This window comes from Klebsiella sp. 10-1 (assembly GCF_009758445.1).
GTDB classification, from domain to species: domain Bacteria; phylum Pseudomonadota; class Gammaproteobacteria; order Enterobacterales; family Enterobacteriaceae; genus Klebsiella; species Klebsiella scottii.
The window spans coordinates 87,648-110,423 of record NZ_WQRE01000009.1 but is presented as its reverse complement, the minus strand read 5'-3'; the positions used below and the strand labels follow the sequence as shown (position 1 = coordinate 110,423).

Annotated in this window: 17 protein-coding genes and 1 pseudogene; 12 read left to right on the top strand and 6 right to left on the bottom strand. The window is 47.7% G+C overall.

Annotated features, from left to right (window positions below; genetic code table 11):
- Positions 1-63 precede the first annotated feature (63 nt).
- The 7 genes from GO007_RS25245 (at position 64) to lepA (ending at position 6,974) form a co-directional block, all read left to right on the top strand.
- On the top strand, positions 64-984 hold the full coding sequence (locus GO007_RS25245; protein ID WP_095104726.1) for a LysR family transcriptional regulator: 921 nt from the start codon (positions 64-66) through the stop codon (positions 982-984).
- A 132-nt stretch (positions 985-1,116) separates the two neighbouring features.
- Entirely contained in the window at positions 1,117-1,314 is a 198-nt protein-coding gene (locus GO007_RS25240; RefSeq protein ID WP_095104724.1) for a tautomerase family protein, read from the top strand.
- Between the two features lie 113 nt (positions 1,315-1,427).
- The gene (locus GO007_RS25235; RefSeq protein WP_095104722.1) at positions 1,428-2,324 is read left to right on the top strand and encodes an NAD-dependent epimerase/dehydratase family protein; all 897 of its coding nucleotides are present in this window, start codon (positions 1,428-1,430) and stop codon (positions 2,322-2,324) included.
- Positions 2,325-2,543: 219 nt separating this feature from the next.
- Positions 2,544-3,242: a hypothetical protein gene (locus tag GO007_RS25230; protein WP_198389066.1), complete on the top strand. Its 699-nt coding sequence runs from the start codon at positions 2,544-2,546 to the stop codon at positions 3,240-3,242.
- 197 nt (positions 3,243-3,439) lie between these two features.
- Positions 3,440-4,123, top strand: coding sequence for a TetR/AcrR family transcriptional regulator (locus tag GO007_RS25225; protein ID WP_095104720.1), 684 nt, complete (start codon positions 3,440-3,442; stop codon positions 4,121-4,123).
- Positions 4,124-4,976: 853 nt separating this feature from the next.
- Positions 4,977-5,162 carry a hypothetical protein gene (locus GO007_RS25220; RefSeq protein ID WP_143350201.1) on the top strand — a complete coding sequence of 62 codons (186 nt, stop codon included), beginning with the start codon at positions 4,977-4,979 and terminating at the stop codon, positions 5,160-5,162.
- A gap of 12 nt (positions 5,163-5,174) precedes the next feature.
- Entirely contained in the window at positions 5,175-6,974 is a 1,800-nt protein-coding gene (gene lepA / locus GO007_RS25215; RefSeq protein ID WP_095104718.1) for a translation elongation factor 4, read from the top strand.
- Positions 6,975-7,103: 129 nt separating this feature from the next.
- Here lepA and GO007_RS25210 read toward each other — a convergent pair whose 3' ends face one another.
- The 3 genes and pseudogenes from GO007_RS25210 to GO007_RS25205 form a co-directional block, all read right to left on the bottom strand.
- Entirely contained in the window at positions 7,104-7,904 is an 801-nt protein-coding gene (locus GO007_RS25210) for a MipA/OmpV family protein (RefSeq protein WP_095104716.1), read from the bottom strand.
- Positions 7,905-8,421: 517 nt separating this feature from the next.
- Positions 8,422-8,685, bottom strand: a pseudogene (locus tag GO007_RS29310) (IS110 family transposase); the annotation flags it as partial.
- A 916-nt stretch (positions 8,686-9,601) separates the two neighbouring features.
- Positions 9,602-10,963, bottom strand: coding sequence for a carbohydrate porin (locus tag GO007_RS25205; protein ID WP_095104714.1), 1,362 nt, complete (start codon positions 10,961-10,963; stop codon positions 9,602-9,604).
- A gap of 688 nt (positions 10,964-11,651) precedes the next feature.
- On the opposite strand from GO007_RS25205, the gene GO007_RS25200 reads away from it, so the two are divergent.
- Both GO007_RS25200 and GO007_RS25195 read left to right on the top strand, forming a co-directional pair.
- Complete coding sequence (locus tag GO007_RS25200; protein WP_095104712.1) at positions 11,652-13,613, top strand: alkyl/aryl-sulfatase; 1,962 nt, start codon at positions 11,652-11,654, stop codon at positions 13,611-13,613.
- A gap of 538 nt (positions 13,614-14,151) precedes the next feature.
- Entirely contained in the window at positions 14,152-14,892 is a 741-nt protein-coding gene (locus GO007_RS25195) for a tyrosine-type recombinase/integrase (RefSeq protein WP_095104710.1), read from the top strand.
- A 996-nt stretch (positions 14,893-15,888) separates the two neighbouring features.
- Here the strand turns inward: GO007_RS25195 and GO007_RS25190 are convergent.
- The gene (locus tag GO007_RS25190) at positions 15,889-16,899 is read right to left on the bottom strand and encodes a RepB family plasmid replication initiator protein (protein WP_095104708.1); all 1,011 of its coding nucleotides are present in this window, start codon (positions 16,897-16,899) and stop codon (positions 15,889-15,891) included.
- Between the two features lie 776 nt (positions 16,900-17,675).
- On the opposite strand from GO007_RS25190, the gene sopA reads away from it, so the two are divergent.
- From sopA to GO007_RS29640, 3 genes are all read left to right on the top strand, one after another.
- Positions 17,676-18,842, top strand: coding sequence for a plasmid-partitioning protein SopA (gene sopA, locus GO007_RS25185; protein WP_095104706.1), 1,167 nt, complete (start codon positions 17,676-17,678; stop codon positions 18,840-18,842).
- The gene (locus tag GO007_RS25180; protein ID WP_095104704.1) at positions 18,842-19,813 is read left to right on the top strand and encodes a ParB/RepB/Spo0J family plasmid partition protein; all 972 of its coding nucleotides are present in this window, start codon (positions 18,842-18,844) and stop codon (positions 19,811-19,813) included. Before sopA ends, GO007_RS25180 begins: the two co-directional genes overlap by 1 nt.
- Before the next feature lie 986 nt (positions 19,814-20,799).
- A complete protein-coding gene (locus tag GO007_RS29640; RefSeq protein ID WP_370525603.1) occupies positions 20,800-20,994 on the top strand; it encodes a replication initiation protein in 195 nt (64 codons plus the stop codon).
- Between the two features lie 37 nt (positions 20,995-21,031).
- Here GO007_RS29640 and GO007_RS25175 read toward each other — a convergent pair whose 3' ends face one another.
- Both GO007_RS25175 and GO007_RS25170 read right to left on the bottom strand, forming a co-directional pair.
- Positions 21,032-21,817 (bottom strand): site-specific integrase, encoded by a 786-nt coding sequence (locus GO007_RS25175; RefSeq protein WP_095104799.1) that lies wholly within the window; start codon positions 21,815-21,817, stop codon positions 21,032-21,034.
- A complete protein-coding gene (locus GO007_RS25170; protein ID WP_095104698.1) occupies positions 21,817-22,500 on the bottom strand; it encodes a hypothetical protein in 684 nt (227 codons plus the stop codon). The genes GO007_RS25175 and GO007_RS25170 overlap by 1 nt, the downstream gene beginning before the upstream one ends.
- Positions 22,501-22,776 lie beyond the last annotated feature (276 nt).

Sequence of the window (22,776 nt, the reverse complement as noted above, 5' to 3'; positions counted from 1 at the left end):
GTATGCCGTTTTCGCTAGAATGATACATCCGTTGAACTGCAAATAAAAAGGCGTATAGGTAAAATGTCTATCCCTATCTCGACCGAATCTTTCCGTGGCATCGTCTATTTCGTCGCCGCCGCCAATGCACAAAGCTTCACTGAAGCTGCGGAACAGCTTGGCATTACAAAATCAGCTATGGGTAAAAGCATCAGCCGCCTTGAGCACAGTCTGGGAACGCTGCTCTTTCACCGCACCACGCGTAAAATCAGCCTGACCACGGAAGGAGAGGCCTATCTGGCCAGTTGCCAGAGCGCGCTTGATATACTTCAGTCGGCGGAAATAGCCTTGCGTTCAAAGCTCACGGAACCGTCGGGTCTGGTGCGAATTGATATGCCCGCCGCATTTGGCCGTTCCGTCATGCTGCCTGTCCTGTTGGATATGTGCCGGCGTTATCCTCATCTGAAACTCACACTTACCTTTAATGACAGGGTTATCGATCCGTTGGATATGGGTTTCGATCTGGCGATCCGCTTCGGCCCTTTGAAAAACAGTACGGACCTGATCGCGCGACGACTGAATGAGCAACGCCTGATTCTGTGCGCCTCTCCCGCGTATCTGGCGCAGTACGGCATACCGCGTACCCTTGACGAGTTGAAACAACAGCGCTGCATTATGGCCTGGCGCGGCGGTAAGCCACTGAGCTGGCTGATTAAAGGCGCCGACGGGCAGGATGTAAAGTTCAATCCATCGCCTTTTCACCAGATCAGCGATGGCGACGCCATGATTGAAGCCTGCGTGGCGGGGGCAGGTATCGTGCAATTCCCGGAATCCTTGCTACGGCCTGTTATTGAAGCAGGCAAGCTGGTTACGCTGCTGCCGGAGCTGACGCCTTCGGCCACGGAACTGAACGTCATCTGGCCCCGTTCGCGCCACCTTTTACCTGGCGTAAGATTTATCATTGATGAGTTGGTCAGCCTTTCCGCAGCGAATGCTTTTGGCTGATTGTAGAATTTATATCTACTCAGCGTGTTCTTTTTGCACCTTTATCAACCTGAAAGTTAGCACTAGGATAAAACAGCCATCAGGATGAACTGACAAACCAGAATCGTTCCAACGCTAAAAGAGGATCGAATCATGCCCGTAGTTAACATCCAGATGTTCGAAGGCCGCGATGAAGCCAAACCTGCGATAGCCAAAGCCGTCACCGACGCCATTGCCGAACATACCAATGTCGATCCGCAGTATGTATACGTTATTTTTAACGACGTGAAGACCGAGAACTGGGCCATTTCCGGTGAATTGTTTTCCGAGACGCTGAAAAAATCAGGCTGAGGATTGTTTATATCCTATCCCTTCTTGTGTCTATATCAGGCCGTTGTTCAACCGTGAACAACGGTTCTGACCCGTGCGGCGCTATATAACTACCGATGAAAAGGAGGCCCGAAATGAAGATTTTCATCACAGGTTCAACAGGATACATTGGTGGCTCGCTGTCAGTATATTTACGCGGCGCCGGACACCGCATTCGAGGGCTGGTCCGTAATCCAGATAAGGCCGGACTGCTGACGGCCAGAGGGATCGAACCCGTTCTCGGCGACCTGAGTGACCGGGAGTTGCTCACCCGCGAGGCACAGCAGGCCGATGCCGTAATCAATGCCGCCAACAGCGACGACCTGAATACCGTGGAAACCTTATTGACGGCGCTTCGCAGCAGCGGCAAGCCGCTCATCCATACCAGCGGAACCAGTGTTATCGCCGATATGAGCGATGGCAATAAAGTCAACGACACCAGCTTTGATGAGAACAGCGCGCTGCTGATAACGCCGGAAAAACAGGCTCGAAGGGCGATTGATGAAAAAATACTGGCAGCACAGGGAATACGCGGCATAGTTCTGTGCAATAGCCTCATCTATGGAGAGGGGAAGCTCCCTGGCACCCGCAGCGTACAGATCCCGCTGCTCATTAATCAGGCCAGGGAGAGCGGCGTAATGCGCATCGTTGGAAAAGGCGTGAATATCTGGTCGAACGTCCATATAGATGATCTTTGCGAACTTTACCGACTGGCGCTGAAAAATGCGTCATCAGGCGCATTCTATTTTGTCGAAAATGGAGAATCATCCTTTGCTGAATTAGGGACTGCGCTGGCGAAACGTCTCGGCGTCCAAGGGCCGGAAAGCTGGTCGATTGAACAGGCTGCACAGGTATGGGGTCAAACCCGGGCCCGCTACTCATTAGGTTCCAACAGCAGGGTCAGATCGGTGCGCGCCCGCCAGGAACTAGGCTGGAAACCGCGACATAACTCCGTTATCCAGTGGATCCTGACCGAAATGGCGATCGAATAGCGACCCGTTGTCCGGCGAAAAGAACGAAGAGACAGGGAGCCCCGGTTCAACCTCATTAGTTCATCCCCTACAAAACGTTTGCAGAGTCCAATCCAAATGACGCTTTATCTGCCGGAGCACTGCTGGTTATCATCACATGGAATCCATTGTTTTATATCGGATCAGCAATTGATTTCATACCATTAGTTTAGGCAATTAAATTAGCATACCGGGGAATTTATGAGTCTGATACGCACCTTACCTTTTTCTCTCGGCTTGTTCTGTGCCGCTGACTTTTTTTCCGCCGGCGCCGCGGCCAGCTTTGCCGTCGGTGACTTCACGCTTTCCGGCGTATCACTAGAACAAAGCGCGTTCAAAGGCGAGCCGGCGTTTAAAATGACCATGCCTTCTGCGGCAATACAGGATCCAGAGACGGAAAAACTGGCCGACCGAAACTTTATGGCATGGTTGCCGCTTGATTTTGGCGATGGTGTGGTGGAAGTCGACGTAGCCAGCCAACTCGTGGAAAAGGCGCCAGCCTACGCCAGAGGGTTCATCGGTCTGACTTTCCGCATTGACAACGACGGGCACTTTGAAAGTATTTATCTGCGCCCCACGAACAGCATTGCGGAGGATCAGGTTCGGCGTAATCACAGCGTTCAGTATGTCGCTTACCCTGATTACAAATTTGACAGACTCAGACAAGAATCACCGGAAAAATATGAAAGCTATGCCGGGCTGGACATGGAACGCTGGGTACATATGAAAATTATCGTTACCGGACAGAAGGCAGTGCTTTATTTGGACAAAAATTCAACGCCGGCATTGATCGTCAACGATTTGAAACTGGGCGCAAACCAGCGAGGTGGAGTTGGTGTCTGGCTAGAGTCAGGCACAGTTGCTTATTTCCGCAATTTAACAGTGACCACAGCCAACTGATTTGGATAAAGAGCATCATAAAGATAAAAGACAATCTGTTAAAATATCATTTAAAATCAATAAATAAAACAATATCAGTAACTATACTCATCAATAACACTGCTACAACAATGTAGCTTGACAATACCGAAACGATACGTCATCGTTTCGGTATTGTGTTTTTATAAAACTGAGATAAATAATCAGACGGTGTATTAATGTCCAGAAGCAAAACAGAAAATATTCGAAACGCCTTTTTGAACGCGGCAAGAGACCTCTTTCTTGAAGTCGGTTTTGAGCACACAACAATGGACGCAATAGCAGCAAGATCAGGTAGCGCAAAATCAACACTATACCGCTATTTTGACTCAAAAGAGTCATTATTCTCTTCCTTGATAGCCATCGCATCGCAAGAACATGATGGCGAAATAATCAATTTTTTGTACCGTAGCGGACATGGCTCGCAGTTTAGTTCCCTTTCAGGGAACGCAATAGATTCGCTTAATTTCCCCGATCATGAAGAAGACTGCCAATACGCACTAATTAAATTTGGGCAATACATCCTTACCAGTTTTCATACACCACAGTCACTTGCTGTGCGGCGGATGATGATTGCCGCTTCAACAAACCCTGATTTGGGCCGGTTATTTTACCAACAAGGTTCGGCCCGGGTGGTTTATCATCTTGAAAAATATTTCAAGCCATTTATTGAAAAAGGTTATTTTTACAACGCAGATCCTCACGTCGTCGCCTGTCATTATTTTGGCTTACTGGAGTCCGAAATCAATGAAGCAGGTTTATATAATGTGATTGTCCAGCTAAGTGAAAGACAAATATCGAATATAGTTTCACGCGCGGTAGAAGTTTTCATGCGTGCCTATGTGCGTAAATATCCTGAGTAAAAGGCTAGCCCCCTCCCTCTTTCAATTATTAATAAAAAATCGTTTTCGAGCCCTCTGGCCCAATCATTCGAGTCTTGTAAGCAGATGTGGGCAATAGGTTAGCTCTGTTTCGTACCGTAGCCTAGGAAACACGAGGCCTCTTGAGCATCATATCCCTTCTTTCCAGATATCGAGTTTTCGCCGCAGTTTGGAACACGTTTTAATTCATCAAAAAACCAGCCGCTTGCTCTAGTCATGAATCAGACGTGCTTCCTGCCATGTAGTGTTCCCAGCTATAGTAGGCAACGTAGCATTCCTGGTTGGCCCAACATTCGAGACGATGCCCGGGCTGATGGAGTTTATCTAACACATCACCCTAGCAAATGCCAACGTTCACCATAGTCCCAGTCAGATCCGCCGTTGTTACCGCCAGCACACATTCGCCGGATTCAGACAGTGCCTTGTGGGTATAGCCCCAGACCACGATGCGGCAAGGCATGGCTCAGCGCGGCATTGGTCAGGACCTCGATCAAGCCTTGCTGCCCCTAGCCAGTATTGCTCACAACCCAATCGATGTGCCACAGGTTGCGGATGGATGGCGTTGGTGATATTGGTGACGACGTCGCCCTAGCCGACCTCGATGACAAAAATGTCGTGGCCGATTTCCAGTGCTATACGCTATCAGGGGATTGCGGTGTAGGAACTGCACATGGAGCCCATGCTGTTCAAGACACTGATATGAGTTGGAGTTCACCTTTTCCGTGCTTCATTTATGCTATGCGGGAAGGGTCACGCAATGTTGCGACGTCGCCCTAAGTTTTGCTGATTTTTGAGACGGAAACCGTGAGTGGGCGACGCCAACGGTGATTAGATCATGATCATGCGTATTGCTTTGCTGCTAGCTTGTACGGCAAAAGTGAAATGCGTTATCATCCGCCCCGGCTATCTACTTTTACATCGTTTTGATTATGCGTTCACTGAATCAATCTTCAGTGGGATTTTTCTTGTTCGTTTGATTAACCGCGCTGCGCGCTGGTTGATAAGCGGAACAGTGATGTAAAAGGCCATTCCCATGTCATTTTCCTCCATTCGCAATTTTTGCATTATCGCCCATATCGACCACGGTAAATCCACGCTGGCCGATCGTTTTATTGAACTCACCTCAACCGTAGTCCGGCGGGATATGCGGGAACAGCTGCTCGACTCCATGGATATTGAGCGTGAACGCGGCATCACCATCAAACTGCAAACGGTGCGTATGCGCTATCAGAGCGATGGGGGCCGCCAGTATCAATTCAATCTGGTGGATACGCCGGGACACGTCGATTTTTCCGCGGAAGTTTTGCGCAGCCTGGCCGCCTGCGAAGGCGCGATACTGCTCATTGACGCCACGCAAGGCGTTCAGGCTCAGACCATCGCCAATCTCAATCTGGCGCGACGACATGGCCTTACCCTACTGCCGGTCCTGAACAAAATTGATAGTCCGCAAGCCGATATCGCCAGCGTGATGCAACAACTGGCCGACATTCCCGGCCTGGATATCAGCACGGTGTTGCCGGTATCTGCAAAAACCGGGGAAGGCGTGGCCGCCGTGCTTGCGTTCGTCGCCCGGCATTTACCCTCCCCGCGCGGCGAATCGCACGCCCCGCTCCGGGGGTTGGTGTTTGACTCCCATTATGATCCTTATCACGGCGCCATCATGCATGTGCGTATCGTGGACGGCAGCATCAACACCGGCGATGCTCTCTGTTTCATGTCATCCGGTTTTCGCTTTGAGGTCACTGAAACCGGGGCTTTCCTGCCTGAGCGTCAGCCGTGTAAAAAACTGGATACCGGAGAAGTGGGCTATATCGCCGCCGGGATTAAAGATGCGGGCGCGATCCGGGTCGGCGATACCCTGACGCTGGCGGCGAATCCCGCAACCAAGGCGGTTTCCCGCTATCAGGAGATGAAACCGATGGTGTTTTCCGGGCTTTATCCCGATGCAGATGACGCTCTGAAAGGATTGCGCCACGCCATGGATAAACTGTCTCTTAATGATGCGGCGCTGCACATTGAACCGGAAGTCTCCGCCTCGCTGGGTGCGGGCTTCCGCTGTGGTTTTCTGGGGATGCTGCACATGGATATCGTCCGCGAGCGCCTGAAGCGGGAATACGGCATCTCGGTGATTGCCACCGCGCCCAACGTTGAATATCGCGTCTGGTTACATAACGGCCAATGCCTGAGCGTCGATAACACGGCGCATTTCCCGGGCGAAGACGTGCTGAATTACGTCGAAGAGCCTTATGTCGTCAGCACCATTCATACCCCGGATACCTATGTGGGCGCCATGATGGAGTTCTGCGCCTCCCGGCGCGGCGAGTTTGTGGATATGCGCTATCTGGACGGCGGCGCCGTGCGTCTGACCTGGGCGATCCCGCTTAATGAGATGGTTTTCGGCTTTTTTGATACATTGAAATCCCTCACCCAGGGCTACGCCACGCTGGATTACGAATTCTCAGGCTATCGCCGCGCCGACCTGGTGCGTTGCGATATTTATCTTGATAACCAACTGGTGGACGCCTTTTCTTTTATCATCGCCCGACAAAAGGCCTGGGCGCGGGCGTCCGAAATCGTGAAAACGCTGAAGTACGTCATCCCGCGCAAGCTGTATCCGGTGCCGGTGCAGGCAAAAGTGGAAAACCGCTTCATCGCGCGGGAAGATATCCCGCCGTTGCGCAAAAGCGCGCTGGCGCAAGGGTTTCAGGGCAGCGTATCGCAGAAAAAACGGCTTATTCGTAAGCAACGCGAAAATAAGAAACACAACATCGGGTTTTCAAAACGGGAAATCCCACGCGAGGCGTTTATGGCGATTTTGGCGATTGACGGCTGATTATCCATTGCCTCCGGATACGGCGGCCGAAGCACGCAGATCGCCCTGTATAGACAGGGCGTATTTGTCAACCGATCTCAGGAAGAGACTCATGGCGACGGCCCGCCATGAGCGATAAATCAAGTTTGATTAAAAACGATAGAGATAACCGACGCTCACCATCGTTTGGCTTGAACTGTCGACTAACGGGCTATCTTTGATGGCGCTGCCGAACCGGGTGGCGCTCGCATCAAGAAACAAGGTGTGACGCCGTGCCAGGGTGTAATCCAAGCGCACCCCCGCCTCAACATTGGTGGTGGACTCCCCCTCATAAAAACCGCGGTTTGGACGCGCTTCTGATGTCTTCACGCCATAATAGTAATCAACGAATTTGCTGTCCACCCACGCAACAGCCAACCTCGGCGTTATGCCAAAAGCTCCGGAGGAAAAACGCCGCTCCGCCTGCAATTTTGCACGAGAGCCCTTGCTATTGCCGGAAACGTCGCCAAGAACTTCCGCCGAAAGATCGACGATGCCCGTCTTCCACATCATTGCCCCCCCTGCCCATATACTGCCCTTGCGATCATCCATGCCGGCAAGGAACGGGGAGTCGTCTGCATCATAGCCGTCCCCAGCGTATCTGGCTCTCAGGCTCAGCGTAACGGATTCACTGGAAAGAAGTTTTAAATCCAGCTTTGGAACAGAGGCACTAATCCATCTGTTTTCGTACGAAAACAGAGGCAAAGGTAAAACATCGGCATCAACATCACGATAAGGTTTTTGTACAACAGCGACTCCCGCGCCTAATGACCATTTTGAAGATCCCTCCTCATCGGAACGGGTAGTTTGTGCCGTAGCAATCGATACCCAACAAAGCGAAACTGTAAATATTGCCAATACCGCTGATCCTGAACAGTTGATCAATTTAAAAGAATTGGTGGGATGTCTCATTACATAATCCTTTTTTACGTGAGTGGGAAGGCTCATTCAAAGGGTGTTAATCCTGGTGTCCCCCTATAAGCAGGGAAAACACATCCATAATTCGTGACATAATTCCCCCAACCATCTTTGCGAACCAGTTTAAATGGCCAGTCAGATGGCTGAGAGTTACCTATCTCATAACCAACTGAATTATAAGACATTTAATTTGATGGTAACGTCAATTACTACATCACAGGAAAGCAATGGCCATCTCATAGAAGCAATACAAACAAGATTGAATCTCCCTGCGATGCCACCTTTGGACTATTCATCATGTTGTCACTTTCGCACCACCATCAGGATTATTGACAGTAACGAAACGATACTGTTTCGTTTCGTTATTGTCAATCTATAGAAACTATTTCTACTGTATATTGGGTATTGACCCCGACCAGAAATCCTCTATCCATTCAGAAACAAAATTGCTACATGGTGAACACGCCTCCGAACGGAGGTAGTGCCGATGAGAAAGTCACCATTCACCGAGTGGAACAAACCGCATCGTTGGTTGCATTAGTGCCACTGCTATGGTGGGTGCATCATTGCCATCATTTTTCTACCAGCGAACAAAGGGTTTTACATACTGGGGCTGATGATTTTCAACTTATACCCAGGTTTCAAATTCCGCTGCCAGTAAAACTCTCCCGTACATGCATTAATACCAACCAGGAGACAGAATACTTAATAGTGTCTGAAGTATTATCTTTCGCTCAATACGCTAACTATAATGTGACTTATTAGCCTGATTCAGTTAAACGCAGAAGGAGGTGGAGGTATTCCATCCCATTACCTAGTGTAAGAAATATGCCGGAATTCGCCTTCGGATATGAAACACATCCGGCAGATGTGAAGAGGAAAATCTGGGGCTGTAGACTCTGCTTTGTCGAAGTGAAACTCAAGAAGACCATGTTGCAGGACGTACTGGAAGGGAATGGTTAATAATTTACTACTCCACTAAGGCAACAGCAAACGACGGGGTTGCTTTGCTATGCGGACAGTAGCAGTACCATTCCATTACCGATCTTTTGTCACCGATGTCAGCGTACTGCACCTGCACATTCTGTATATCTATGTAGCCCGAATCCATTATGGCTATTGCTGGATGCAAATGATGCTCAGGCCGGGATAATAATTAATACTTAACACGCTCGCGGCCTGTGATATCAGAGGTAACATTGAAGCCTTCTACAACCGGACCCGGCGGCACAGTCATCTCGGCGGCGTCAGCCCGGAGGAATTCGAGCAGGCCTCGTCGTGAGGACTGGATATGTCTACGGTTGTGGAGTCAGTCCAGTCTAGATTATCCTTGGCAATTCAAATGAATGTTAGAGACAACCCTTGGGTTATTTATATAAATAAGCCGGTGATTAAATCAGCCTACGTCATCACTGCTAAGAGTTTACTTAGAAAAAATTAGACTAACGACTTTCAGATACGTAATTTCACCACCACACCTCTGTTTATATCTATATTTACTATCCTGAGTGTTCGTTGGATCGAACACTCATAGGTTCTGGATTTGAGAAAAATTACGAATCCAATGGAATAAATACCTAACTCAAGATTGATTTAGTTATATCATATGGATGAAATACTCTTTTATCTAGATGAACTAAGGAATGATCGTATTTATTTAAAAGAAACGGTCTTTCGTTATAAACTTAACTCTAAAAATAAACCATAGTTTTAAAACTGGAGATCCATGCATCATCAGTTTTGTTTAGTCCTCCAGGGCGATGCCAGAATTGAATTCCCGGTTGTAATTCAAGCCAACTTACGGGAAGATATCGATAATACATTTCCACATCAATTGAGTGATCCGGAACAGGTTTATATCTTGAGTTATGATAATCATTTATACCCGATATGACATTTTGTTGATACTGACTTTGGCGATAATGATTACTCATATCCATATAACTCACACCAATACCAATCCAATCACTGGGGCGTGCATCAAACAGACCACGGTAACGTAGTGAAGCGGCAGTAGCGAAATGAATATAATTACTACGCTGGTCTCCCAGACCAATATTCCATCCAATACTCATACCTCGGTTAGGGTCATCAGAATGTTGAGTGATTTGTTGGTTAGCGGCTGACCAAAAAAACAATGTCCTTTTATACTCTTTATAACCCTCAAGGTCGGTTAGGCCATTAGGTTGAGATTTTCCACTGTATAAATCTGGTTGTGTAGCGTTAGAAACAAAACCTCCTATGTTGTACACTCCTGGTAAGTTATTTATATGCGTTCTCATTTCAACTTCAAAAGGAAGTATAACCCCCTTACTACCTTTTGTGGACCAACTCCATGCGTGACTTCGATCTGTTGCTTTCGAGTTTTGCTCCATTATGCCAGTTTTCAGTGTCAACTCAGGAGTAAGTTTATAAGCAAAAGTCGAGCCCCACGTATGAATGTTCCAGTTGCTCCATAAAAACGCATTTGCTGATTTACCACCACACAACATCAGCGTCTGAAAATCGCAGGGTGTCGCTTGATCAAATGTTTGCATCTTGCTCATCATACCAATGCGCCATTTTAGACGATTTTCATCAAAATCTCTGCTGAATGTAAGCCAGCCTAAACGGGTAATTGAACCTCTTCCATAACTTTCCTGGGTGGAGTCATTACTTTTTACTCGTGGATCTCGAATTCTTTTAATCGTGAGATTATCATCATGATTTCGATTAACAATGTTACCTTCAATTCTCGCCGCAGGGATGCCCGTTAGAACTTCCAAGTCCTGAGTAAATGTTAACGAAAACTGGTCAATATAAGCGAGATGCTTGTCATTATTATACCCACCATCGACGTTATAGGCCATTTGATTCAAATATACTAAATTATAGTTAAATCCATTATTTTTAAGGATAGGTCTAATTCCCATCATATCGCCCAGTAATCCTTCGCGCTGTTTTTCAAAACCTAATACTGTTCCATTCCATTGCGAAGATGTTGCATGAGCAATATTACCGGCAAAACTAATTCCGGAGAATAATATAGAAGCAAACCTCAGATATTTAATCATTTTCTACCTGTATCATAGAGTTAGCGTTGTTACACTATTACATACTTCTTCTATCATGTAATTTATCAATAATCCATTAGGTTTAATGCAAAAAAAAACCTAAATCGCCAGTTTCTAGTAAAAATGGCGATTTAGGTTTTGCCTGCTACGCAGTAACAATCCTGATATGTACATATATAACTATTCTTTATCATTTTTCAACTTATTTATTCAGCCAATGCAAGGAGCGTGATGATAGTCACATTAATGTACCATTGTGGAAATGCTAATATGTAGATGTAAATTGTTCTACATAAGACGAGAGATTTACTGTATTCATGCCCCATACCCCTACAAATTAGACAAGGCGGTAAACTAGTCGGAACGTTCAGATCAGATGAACGGTGAGGATGTGATTCAGAGATGTAAGTGAGCCATATCACACTTACATAAGAGAATCAGGTGATGCTACTGGAAAATGAATAAAGACGTTGATATTTTAATCCTAGCTCTATTGACAGGATTGTTACTGCGTAGCAGGCAAAACCTGAACTTCGATATATTCAAAATGGATATACTGATGTTCAGGTTTTTTTTTGCCTGTTTTATCTAGTAGAACCTGATGTGTAGGTTAACAGCCTCGCGGAGGCTAAAACTAAATTTCATAGAATCATAACCAAATGATTAAACATAAATTTTTGGAGGCATTATGCAATTTAAATTAACTCACCTCGCTTACCTAATTCCTGCGATGATTTTTTACGCTACAAGTACAGGCGCACATAGTAACTTGTCAGTCAAACCAGCATCAGAAGCAACAATCGCTTTTCAAAAACAGTTTTTGGCAACACTTCCAACAGACAACGATTCCGACATCGACTCCGTTAATCGGGGGTTCATTACAACCCGGAAGGAGCCTATTATTCCTTCAGGTAATGGAGGGATCGCATGGGATTTAACCAGATTTGATTTTGTAAAAGGACCCGCCCCAGCAACTGTAAACCCTTCATTATGGCGACAAATTAGCCTTCTTCGTCATCATGGTTTGTATGAGGTAGGAAAAGACGTTTGGCAAATTCGTGGGTTTGATGTATCAAATATGACCATTATTCGGGGTAAAACCGGTTGGATAATTATTGATCCTTTAAATACTAGAGAAACAGCTGCAGCTGCACTGGAGTTGGTCAACCAAACTCTTGGTTCAAGACCAGTGTCAGCTGTGATGTATACCCATACCCATGCAGATCATTTTGGTGGCGTTCGTTCAGTAGTGGACGAGCGTGATGTCCGGAAGGGAAAGGTTGTTGTCTATGCTCCATTTGGTTTTAATGAAGAGAGTGCCAGTGAAAATATAATGGCCGCACCTGCAACAGTCCGAAGGGGAATATTTCAATTTGGAGTGGGTATAAAACCCGGTGTAAGCGGAAATATGGGGACAGGTCTAAGTGGAAGTATTGCCGCAGGAGAGATAACCTTGATCGCCCCGACAAAATTTGTCAGTAAAACGGGTGAAAAAATAACTGTCGATGGTGTTCCTTTTGAATTTCAGATGGTGTCCGGTAGCGAAGCCCCTACTGAATTTAACGTTTATATCCCGGACTCTCGACTTTTTCTTTCTGCAGAAATGTCGACATGCGCATTACATAACCTTCTTACACCACGTGGCGCAAAAGTTCGTGATGCGAAACTATGGGCGAGCTATTTAGATGAAGCGCTAAAATTATACGGCGGCAGAACGGACACTTTGATTTCTAGCCATTGCTGGCCTCGCTACGGTTCACAGGAAGTAACAAAACTACTCTCAGCGCAAAGGGATAATTATACTTATCTTCATGATCAGACAGTAAGATTAATGAACAGAGGAGAAACGCCAACTGAAATTGCTGAAGAGTTAACCCAGCCAAAACAACTAGCTGATAACTGGTTCAATCATGGTTATTACGGAACTTATAGCCATAATAGTAAAGCGGTATATCAGTACTATCTGGGTTGGTACGATGCAGTTCCGGCTAATCTGAACCCACATCCTCCGGTAGATAGAGCCAAAAGGATGGTTCAAGCTATCGGCGGGTCTAAGAAAATCCTTGATATCGCAACTAAAGCGATGAACACCGGAGATTATCGATGGTCATCTGACTTGCTTAATCAACTTGTTTTTGCTGAACCTAATAATGTTGAGGCAAAGGCGATGCTTGCAGACAGTTACGAACAACAGGGGTACCAGTCTGAAAGCGGATTATGGCGTAATCAATTTCTTTCTGCTGCCAATGAACTACGGAACGGACGTATAAAACCAATTCTTAAACAAAACAACGATATGCTAGCTGCCGTGCCTACAAAATTATTAATGGATTCCGTTGCTACCCGATTTTCACCGGAACGAAACGGTGATAAAAAATATTTTATAAATATTGTTATGCCAGAAAGAATGGAGACCATTTCGCTGGAAATTACGGGGGTTGTTATGCTGCCCCGCAACGGTATTGTGGCTTCTCCCGATGCCACGATTACAGCATCACGTACTCAGATCCTGGATCTTCTTTATCCAATGAAACCTTTAAATGAACTGAAATCTCAGGGGTTAAAAATTAAGGGAGATAACGCTGTGGTAGAGAACTGGCTAGCTGCAATTGACCCTATTTTTAATGACTTTAATATAGCCCTTCCATAATGGTTTATTCTGAATAAAGTGAGTTAGCATGCAAACTATTTCAATATTAAAATAAGGACGGTCCGGATGAAACTTGGTGAGCATATAATATCATTTCTTTTGAACATGACATGATTTTTTTTGCAGACTGATATTGAAATCGTCATTATTATAATCCAGAACAAGACTCTGGATGCCGGTTACCATCTTAACTGGCGGTTGATTGCGCTACGTGAAATCAGACAGGGTTACTGGGTTGTACCAGGTCAGATTTCGCGTAACGACCTTCCTGTCCTTTCTTTAGTCTTTTTGTTTATCCTGGTATTACACCAATTCTCCCAAAACACACAAAATCGCCTGCAGGCCGTGCGGTACCTGACTTTGCCTGTCATTACATCCAAAAAAGGATCCTTTACGTATTTGGTTTTACCCGCAATACTGTGTGTTAGTCCAATGAAAGGATCCACGCGCTGCGATTTATTGTCATGGCAGGATCCGGCGTTTCAGTCCAGAATACCTGTATCCATAACCAGTACGTGCGCTACGTGAAAAATAACTGATGAACAACGTCATTCCCCTGCAGAATTCACCAGAACGCGTCTCCCTGTTGCCCATTGCGCCGGGCGTCGATTTTGCGACCGCGATCGCACTCCGGCGGATGGCTACCTCTACCGGCGTCACGCCGGCTTATCTGCTGGCGCCGGAAGTAAGCGCCCTGCTCTTTTATATGCCAGATCAACGCCACCATATGTTGTTCGCCACGATGTGGAACACCGGCATGCGCATCGGCGAGGCGAAGACCCTGACACCGGAGTCTTTTGATATGGACGGGCTTCGCCCTTTTGTGCGGGTGTTGTCAGAAAAAGTGCGTGCGCGCCGCGGTCGCCCGCCAAAGGATGAAGTGCGTCTGGTTCCGCTGACCGACGGAAGTTACGTACGACAGATGGAAAGCTGGATGGTCACCACCCGCCCCCGCCGGCGGGAGCCATTATGGGGCGTGAGCGATGAAACCATGCGTAACTGGCTGAAGCAGGCAGTGAGCCGGGCCGGCACCGACGGGGTTCACTTTTCGATCCCGGTGACACCGCACACGTTCCGGCACAGTTATATCATGCACATGCTCTATCACCGGCAACCTAAGAAAGTCATTCAGGCACTGGTTGGCCATAAGGATCCGCGCTCGATGGAAGTCTACACCCGAGTGTTCGCGCTGGAGCTGGCGGCAACCCTTGCCGTCCCGTTTACCGGCGATGGTCGTGATGCGGCTGATATTCTGCGCGCCCTGCCCCCGGCGACCTGATTTCAGGTTTGCGCTGCCGGCGGCCAGCCATAACAGACATTTATATAAGTCAGAGACGGAAACCCGAAAATTGCCGGAGCAAAGGATACCCGTTATTGATGTTCCGATGAGATCTCATTGGATGGCTGGGTCCCGAATTCTCTGAGCAGTCCGCCCCAATCCTGTACGTCGGCAACTCTCCACCCGGGTTACCAGACGCACATTCCGGATGAGCACATACCGCAGTGATGGAAGATACCCTGAAAAACTCACGGGCAGCGTGGATGCGCCCCACTCTTTCTTTCCAGCGCACTGCATCGATCTGGAAGTGTGACTGCAGCACATACGGGTATTTGCAGAGTATCGCCAGACCATCTTCCGCGGATGTATTTCCGCTTCCTCATACCGCAGACAATATGTTCTATACGGAGCATGATTGCATCGGGCCGCTTTCCTTGATCACACAGAGTCCGGCTTCTGCCAGTGATGAAAACCAACACAGGTAACGCGTCGACTTACTATTCTCTGACAGCAGCTCGAATTGGACGAACCGGACATGCAGCTCCTGTTACGATCCTTATCCTCAGAGTGAAACCGGCCCTGGTCCTTCGGAAACCAGTGAAACAAGGAAAGAAAGATTTTCGCTTGGTCAGACAGCATGACGAGCTTATTCAGAAGGTATGGTTCCGGGCTGTGAGTTAGCCTTTCCCGGCTCGGGGCGGATCAGTACGTCACGCAGATGCTCATTTAACTTCTATATCAGCTAACAGCAGGAAAATTGACTGCGGCGTGCAGGTCATCATCTCTCAGTCAATACATGGAACGTATTACCCGCCCAAAGCGCATTCCGCAGTCAATATCAGTGTTTATTTCGTATTACATTGCATACTACAGTCAATTTAATGCGTGGAAGCATGAAGGATAAAGAGAGGTATATTGACTGCGCTATGCGTGATGCGTATCACAGTCAATAACAAAGAATAAGTGCATACCGCAGTGAATTTTTGCGTACTACAGTCATTTTTCTGGCTTCATACTGGTGAGCGCTTCGGCCAGCTTCTGAGGATCGATACCCGCGGCTTTCAAAGCCTTAATGACCTCATCATAGTTTTGCTCAGGAGACTGCTCCTCTTCCTCTTTGCGAGGCGACTTCACAGTACTGCAGATCAGTTTCGGGTTGCGATAGTGCACGCTGAAATAGGCTGCCCGTCCGCGTTTGAATTCGGTGTAATCCAGATACCCGATATCCCGTAGTTGCTCCATCGCTTTGCGAACGGTATGGTTCTGCGTGTACACGTTTGAGGTGAGATTCAGCCGGTCCCGCATACGTTTCATGGAGATTGGCGCCGGGTTCTGAGGCAGGCTTTCGATGTAAGTATACAAAGCTTGAGCAGACTCTTTACGTTGCAGGGCGTCGATTGCCTTCAACCGCAGCAGTACCCGCCGGTCCATGTGGTAGAGCTCAAAGAGTTTGGGTTCGGCCTTGATCTCCACGATATCTTCGTTGATATCATAGTAAGCCGACTGCACCAGGTGTGTGGTCCAGCCCTTGGTGTCACTCTGGAACTGCAGCGTGACGGTCGCCAGTTTGAACAGGGAGTTGCTGATACGGTCGCGCATTTTCTTGTTTGAACGCCGCGAATCAAAACCACACATCTTAACGAACTCCACAAAAGACAATTCCAGTGTGTCTTTTTTTACACCATACTCTGACATGGAGCGAATGATCCCAAGCCAGACTTTAAAGTCCGTATCCATGTCCAGACGCGATCCTGTGATCCTGACGTCGGTGTACCCTTCGCTCTTCGCGATAGACAGCTGTACAAGCTCCTCAGTCGCATCTGTGACGTTTTTACGGTTAGCCTTACTCTTTCCTGTCGATTTCAGCGTAGGAACGAAGAGACCAAGCCTCATGAGCGCAACTGGTTGAACGGTACTGATGCTGTTGACATCCAGCTTAACAACTTCACCGGTTTTCTTATCAACCTCCTGCAGATTCAGAGGTAAGCTATTATTTTCGCTCGTCATCTTTGATCCCAACAGTTATCCACAAAGGCAAGTATAAATGCATATCTCAGTCAACGGAAATACATACCTCAGTAAATACCGTTGCATATCACAGTATTAGATAATGCATACGTCAGTCAACATTTAACATGCTATAGTCAATGCTGAGCCCCCTTAAGACCAGTCAGCACGGGGGCTCAGGCGATCCGGGGATCTCTTTATGATCTCACTATGATCTCTATAGGATCATTTATTGGATCGACACTATGAATAACCCTACCAGACTAGCCCACATCAAAATTGACGTAAGTCCACCACCTAGCGTGATATTTTAAATACACCTAGTGGTAAGTGCATCGTCTTGATCTCGCACTATTCTCCGAACAGATCAAATCTTGACTGTAGTATGTGAAATGCATCGGCAAACTCTGCTCACTCTGAATAATGGAGTGCCGTACCCCAGTCAATATATTGCATATCACAGTGAATATTCACAACAGGAAAGATTTGGTGTGCGTAATTGGCATCAGCGCGTCAGTGCTTTCAGTAAGATCAGCTCTTTTCCGCTTCCTCAAAGCTTTCTCACGGGGCGAGAAAGCGTTCTGCGGCGAGCGGTAGTATCTATTATTGACTGCAGTATGCAGTATCCGTTAAATCTCATCTAAACTGGATTGATAATTGACTGTTTTGTGAGCAACTTTGCATGTTTTAGTTCTCTTTGCGTTTTTATTGTTGCTTTGCATTAAATTCCAAGATTTAATAAAATGATGCAAAGTGATGATTGAAGGATGCTCAATATGGGACTAATGGATACGCTTAACCAGTGCATAACCGCTGGCCATGAAATGACAAAAGCAATTGCAATTGCCCAGTTCAATGACGACAGCCCTGAGGCACGCAGAATTACTCGCCGCTGGAGGATAGGTGAAGCCGCTGATTTAGTTGGGGTATCGTCTCAGGCTATCAGGGATGCAGAGAAAGCTGGCCGTCTGCCACACCCCGATCTTGAAACCCGCGGCAGAGTTGAACAACGTGTCGGTTATACAATCGAACAAATCAATCACATGCGAGATGTTTTTGGTACCCGTCTGCGTCGTTCAGGAGATGCCTTCCCACCGGTTATCGGCGTAGCCGCTCATAAAGGTGGTGTTTATAAAACGTCAGTTTCTGTTCATCTTGCTCAGGATCTTGCTCTGAAAGGGTTACGTGTTTTGCTTGTTGAAGGCAACGACCCACAAGGAACAGCATCGATGTATCACGGATGGGTACCCGATCTCCATATTCATGCTAAAGACACATTACTCCCCTTCTATCTTGGCGAAAAAGATGATGCCAGCTATGCGGTAAAACCCACCTGCTGGCCAGGCCTCGATATCATTCCATCCTGCCTTGCATTACATCGGATTGAAACCGAATTGATTGGAAAGTTTGATGAAGGAAAACTGCCAACCGATCCGCATTTGATGCTGCGTTTGGCTATTGAAACGGTGGCTCACGACTATGACGTCATCGTGATCGACAGCGCACCCAACCTGGGTATAGGTACTATAAATGTTGTTTGTGCCGCCGATGTACTGATAGTTCCGACGCCTGCTGAATTATTCGATTACACCTCCGCCCTGCAGTTTTTTGACATGCTGCGTGACTTATTGAAGAACGTTGATTTGAAGGGATTTGAGCCGGATGTCCGCATCCTGTTAACCAAGTACTCTAACAACAATGGTTCGCAGTCTCCCTGGATGGAAGAACAGATCCGAGATGCCTGGGGGAGCATGGTTTTGAAAAATGTTGTCCGCGAAACGGATGAAGTCGGTAAAGGTCAGATCCGTATGAGAACGGTTTTTGAACAGGCTATCGATCAGCGTTCTTCCACCGGTGCCTGGCGTAATGCACTGTCTATCTGGGAGCCTGTTTGCAATGAAATTTTTGATCGCCTGATTAAACCACGTTGGGAGATTAGATAATGAAACGCGCACCCGTCATTCCAAAACATACTGCGAGTACCGCACCTGCAGAAGTGGCAACGTCCCCCGCCCCGGCCGCGCCAATGGTTGATTCGTTGATTGCACGTGTTGGGGCAATGGCCCGTGGAAATGCAATCGCTCTGCCTGTATGTGGACGAGAAGTCAAATTTACACTGGAAGTCATCCCAGGTAGCTCTGTTGAAGGTAACTCCAGGGTCTGGTCAGGTAATGAACGTGATCAGGAGCTTCTGACAGAAGACGCTCTGGACGACCTGATCCCTTCTTTCTTACTGGCAGGCCAGCAAACACCTGCTTTCGGGCGCCGGGTTTCAGGTGTTATTGAGATTGCGGATGGCAGCCGTCGCCGCAAAGCTGCCATCCTTACATCCAGTGACTATCGGATCCTGGTAGGTGACCTTGATGATGAGCAAATGGCGGCGCTGTCACGGCTAGGTAATGACTATCGTCCAACCAGTGCCTATGAACGTGGCCATCGCTATGCAAACCGCCTGCAGAATGAATTTGCCGGCAATATTTCTGCACTTGCCGATGCAGAAAACATCTCGCGCAAGATTATCAGTCGCTGTATCAATACATCCCGACTGCCAAAATCGGTTGCCGCCCTCTTCTCTCATCCTGGCGAACTTTCAGCCCGGGCTGGTGAGGCCCTCTTTAAAGCTTTTGCCGATAAAGAGGAATTACTGATAAAACAGGCTGCTGACCTGCATGAGCAAAAGAAAGCGGGGGTGATTTTTGAAGCTGATGAGGTTATTTCTCTGCTGACCGCTGTTCTGAAAATTCAACCTGCGGTCAGATCTAATCTGAGCTCGCGGCATCAATACGCACCAGGTGCATCTGCGCTCTACAAGGGTGATAAAGTCATATTGAACCTCGACAGAACGCGCTTGCCTGCAGAATGTATTGAAAGAATTGAAGCCATTTTGAAAGAACTGGGATCTACAGCCCCATAACATACCGAACGGTGGAGAATTTTTATTTCAGAAGTTCTTCACCATAACGACCCTTATTCACTTTTCTGTATTGTCCCCAATCATCAACCATTAGCTATCTGGGACCGTGGTCCCAATTGAGGCATGTAAGCAGCGGCGTCAGCCAGCTGGGACCGCGGTCCCACTTGAGCCATGCAAGCCGCGGCGTCAGCCAGCTGGGACCGTGGTCCCACTTGAGCCATGCAAGCCGCGGCGTCAGCCAGCTGGAACCGGGGTCCCACTTGAACCATGCAAGCAGTGGCGTCAGCCAGCTGGGACCGTGGTCCCACTTGAGCCATGTAAGCAGCGGCGTGAGCCAGCTGGGACCGCGGTCCCAGCTCATCAATATTGTTACCGCTGGGCGGTTATCTGACTTTGTTCCATCTTCCATCGTGGAGATATTTATTCTAACCCAGCATTACATAAATGCATTCATATACAGAGTATTTGTAGCCGAGTCACTTCGTAGATGGATACAGTTCAGCTATATACATGGAAAAGGTAAACACCTCATCGGAAGACACTCGGTTCAAAAGATTATTAATCATATCGGAAATGCGGTGTTGTTGGGGTAGGGAAAAGTAGGAATGGTGGTCAGCTTGATAAGATTATTATGCTCAGTAACTGTTTCGTAAATGACACGCTATCAAACTTAGGCGTAGCAAACTGAATGCGATGACTTGAGACGGTACACTGAGTGGGAATCTTTTTCATATACATTTTTTTAACTAGTTTGACTATTACCTCAATCAAAGTCGGTAGTTACTTAGATATATGTCAGAATGCTTAATGATGGTGCGTAACTGCAAAGAACCATGAGGGAAGTTATAGGTACAAAGTCTCAATTATCTGCAACAAAGTCTGGGATAGTATTACTTATCTATGTATGTCCAGTTCAGTCTATCTGTTAAATACCTGGTGCTAGCCGTCGGTCCGTATCTGCACATCTGTAAACGCTCAAGCGAACTATTCTCACTAGCACGGGCTGGCTTTGTGAGCATAACATTTACTCTGAATCACAACGTAGCAACTTCGCAGAGATGAAACGCACCTTCATCAATCCTGCACTCAAGAAAATTAATGCGAATACCTCACTTAAAGCGGCCATGACACAGAACGACGACAGCCGACTGGTCTTTACTATCGTTGACGCGAAAAGCTAAACCTGGGGTATTTATTTCCCATAACAGGTCGCTCACCTTATCGTTGGGGGAGCTGTTTCATCAATGCCACCGCTTCAGTTTCCGGCATCGCAAACTGCACGCGGTGCGGTGCCGCAACATCGAGTGCAAACACTTTCGTGTAGACCTCCGTCGAGCTCACTGACTTGTGACCCATCAGGCTCTGCAGTACCTTCAGTGGAATGCCGGCATACAGCATGTGCATAGCGTAGGAGTGGCGTAACGTGTGCGGTGTTACCGGTACAGAAAACGTCACTCCGGCGGCCGCTGCGGTTTCCACGGCTTCATTCAGCCAAGTCCGAACCGTCCGGTCGGTGATCTCCCAGATACGCGCTTTTTCGGTTCTGCCGCTTCGTTTGTTACGCCGCTCGAGCGGAATTTTCAACGTGGCCACCATCATCTGCAACTGGCTGACGTACTGTGTGTCCGATAACGGTACCAGTCGGTGAGGCAACGTGCCCGCCGGCAACCGCCCGGCCGTTCGGGTGGATTTTTCGGCGCGCTGCTTAAGGGTGGCCAGCTGCACAAACGGATACGGTGGAGCCAGCGAAAAATCTCCCCGTGTCAGCGCCAGTGCTTCGTTAATGCGGGCGCCGGTATTCCACAGGGTGGCCAGCAACATCTTGCGGTGAAGATCGGGCACATAGTGGAGCAGGGCGCTCACTTCCGGCGCCAGCAGATATTTCGGCAACTCAACCTGTACCAGAGCCATCTGGCGCAGCGCCAGTGCCGAAGGGTAGTCGATGGCTACCGGCAGTTGTACAGAGGGATTCGCGACATTCTGGCCGGGAATGGTAGGCACTATCATGAGTTATCCCCTTTGTTCTTACGCTGGCGACGGATTTCCGCTTCGGTCCTTTCTTTGCGTTTTTTCCTCCACATCCTCCAGAGGACGGGTTGTGCAGACCATTCCGTAGCTTCAAGGCGGGTTCCCGGCAGACTGACCAGTTTACGTAAACGACGGGCAAGAATAACGGCTTTTAACCCCAGCCTGGCGTACTGAAACTGACGTTCCCGAAAGTATCTGGAGTGGTTGGGCGGTTCCCAGTAATGCTCATAGAAAGCCGCAACATGCCTCCGGACTTCATTCTGGAGTACAGGGAGTTCATGAATCCGGTACATAATCCGGGGAGGAAGCGTTCGCCAGTTACCCGAAATACTCGTGATTTTTAGATCAGATAATTTTTCATCGTGAGCATACACATTCTGATCATCCAGTTCGCCGAAGTCTGTGGCCAGACAAGCGCAGCCTTCCGCAAACTGCTCCAGTAAGAAAATCAACTCCGTTGCGATGAATAACCGTTCACTCTCCAGTTTATCCTGAGCAACCTTTAACTCATGGCGTCGCCGTTCTTCCGCTGCCAGTGCTTCACGTTCTAGCGCATACCGATGATTAACTTTATTCACCACAAGCGCTGCACCAAAGGCCAGAGCACCACCTGTCAGCGTTGAAATCACCGGCAACCATTCAGAAAACCCGTTAGCCATTTTACATTTCGGTACGAGGTGCTTGCACATACGAGTATGGGACTATCTTCTGTATTGGCCCTGGAAAGCAGAATAGAGCGGGCCTGCTTTATCTGATGTCCTCAACAAAGTGGTGTCTACCAAATATCAGCAGTGGTAATCAACTAGAGGGCAATACTGTGTATCGGATGACCTTAGTCCAGTAACTTAACTCAGCTAGTACTATATCTACTCGACAATGCAGATGAACAGGCCCATCAGGAAGATGTCAGAGCAAAGATAATGAATATTGACCGT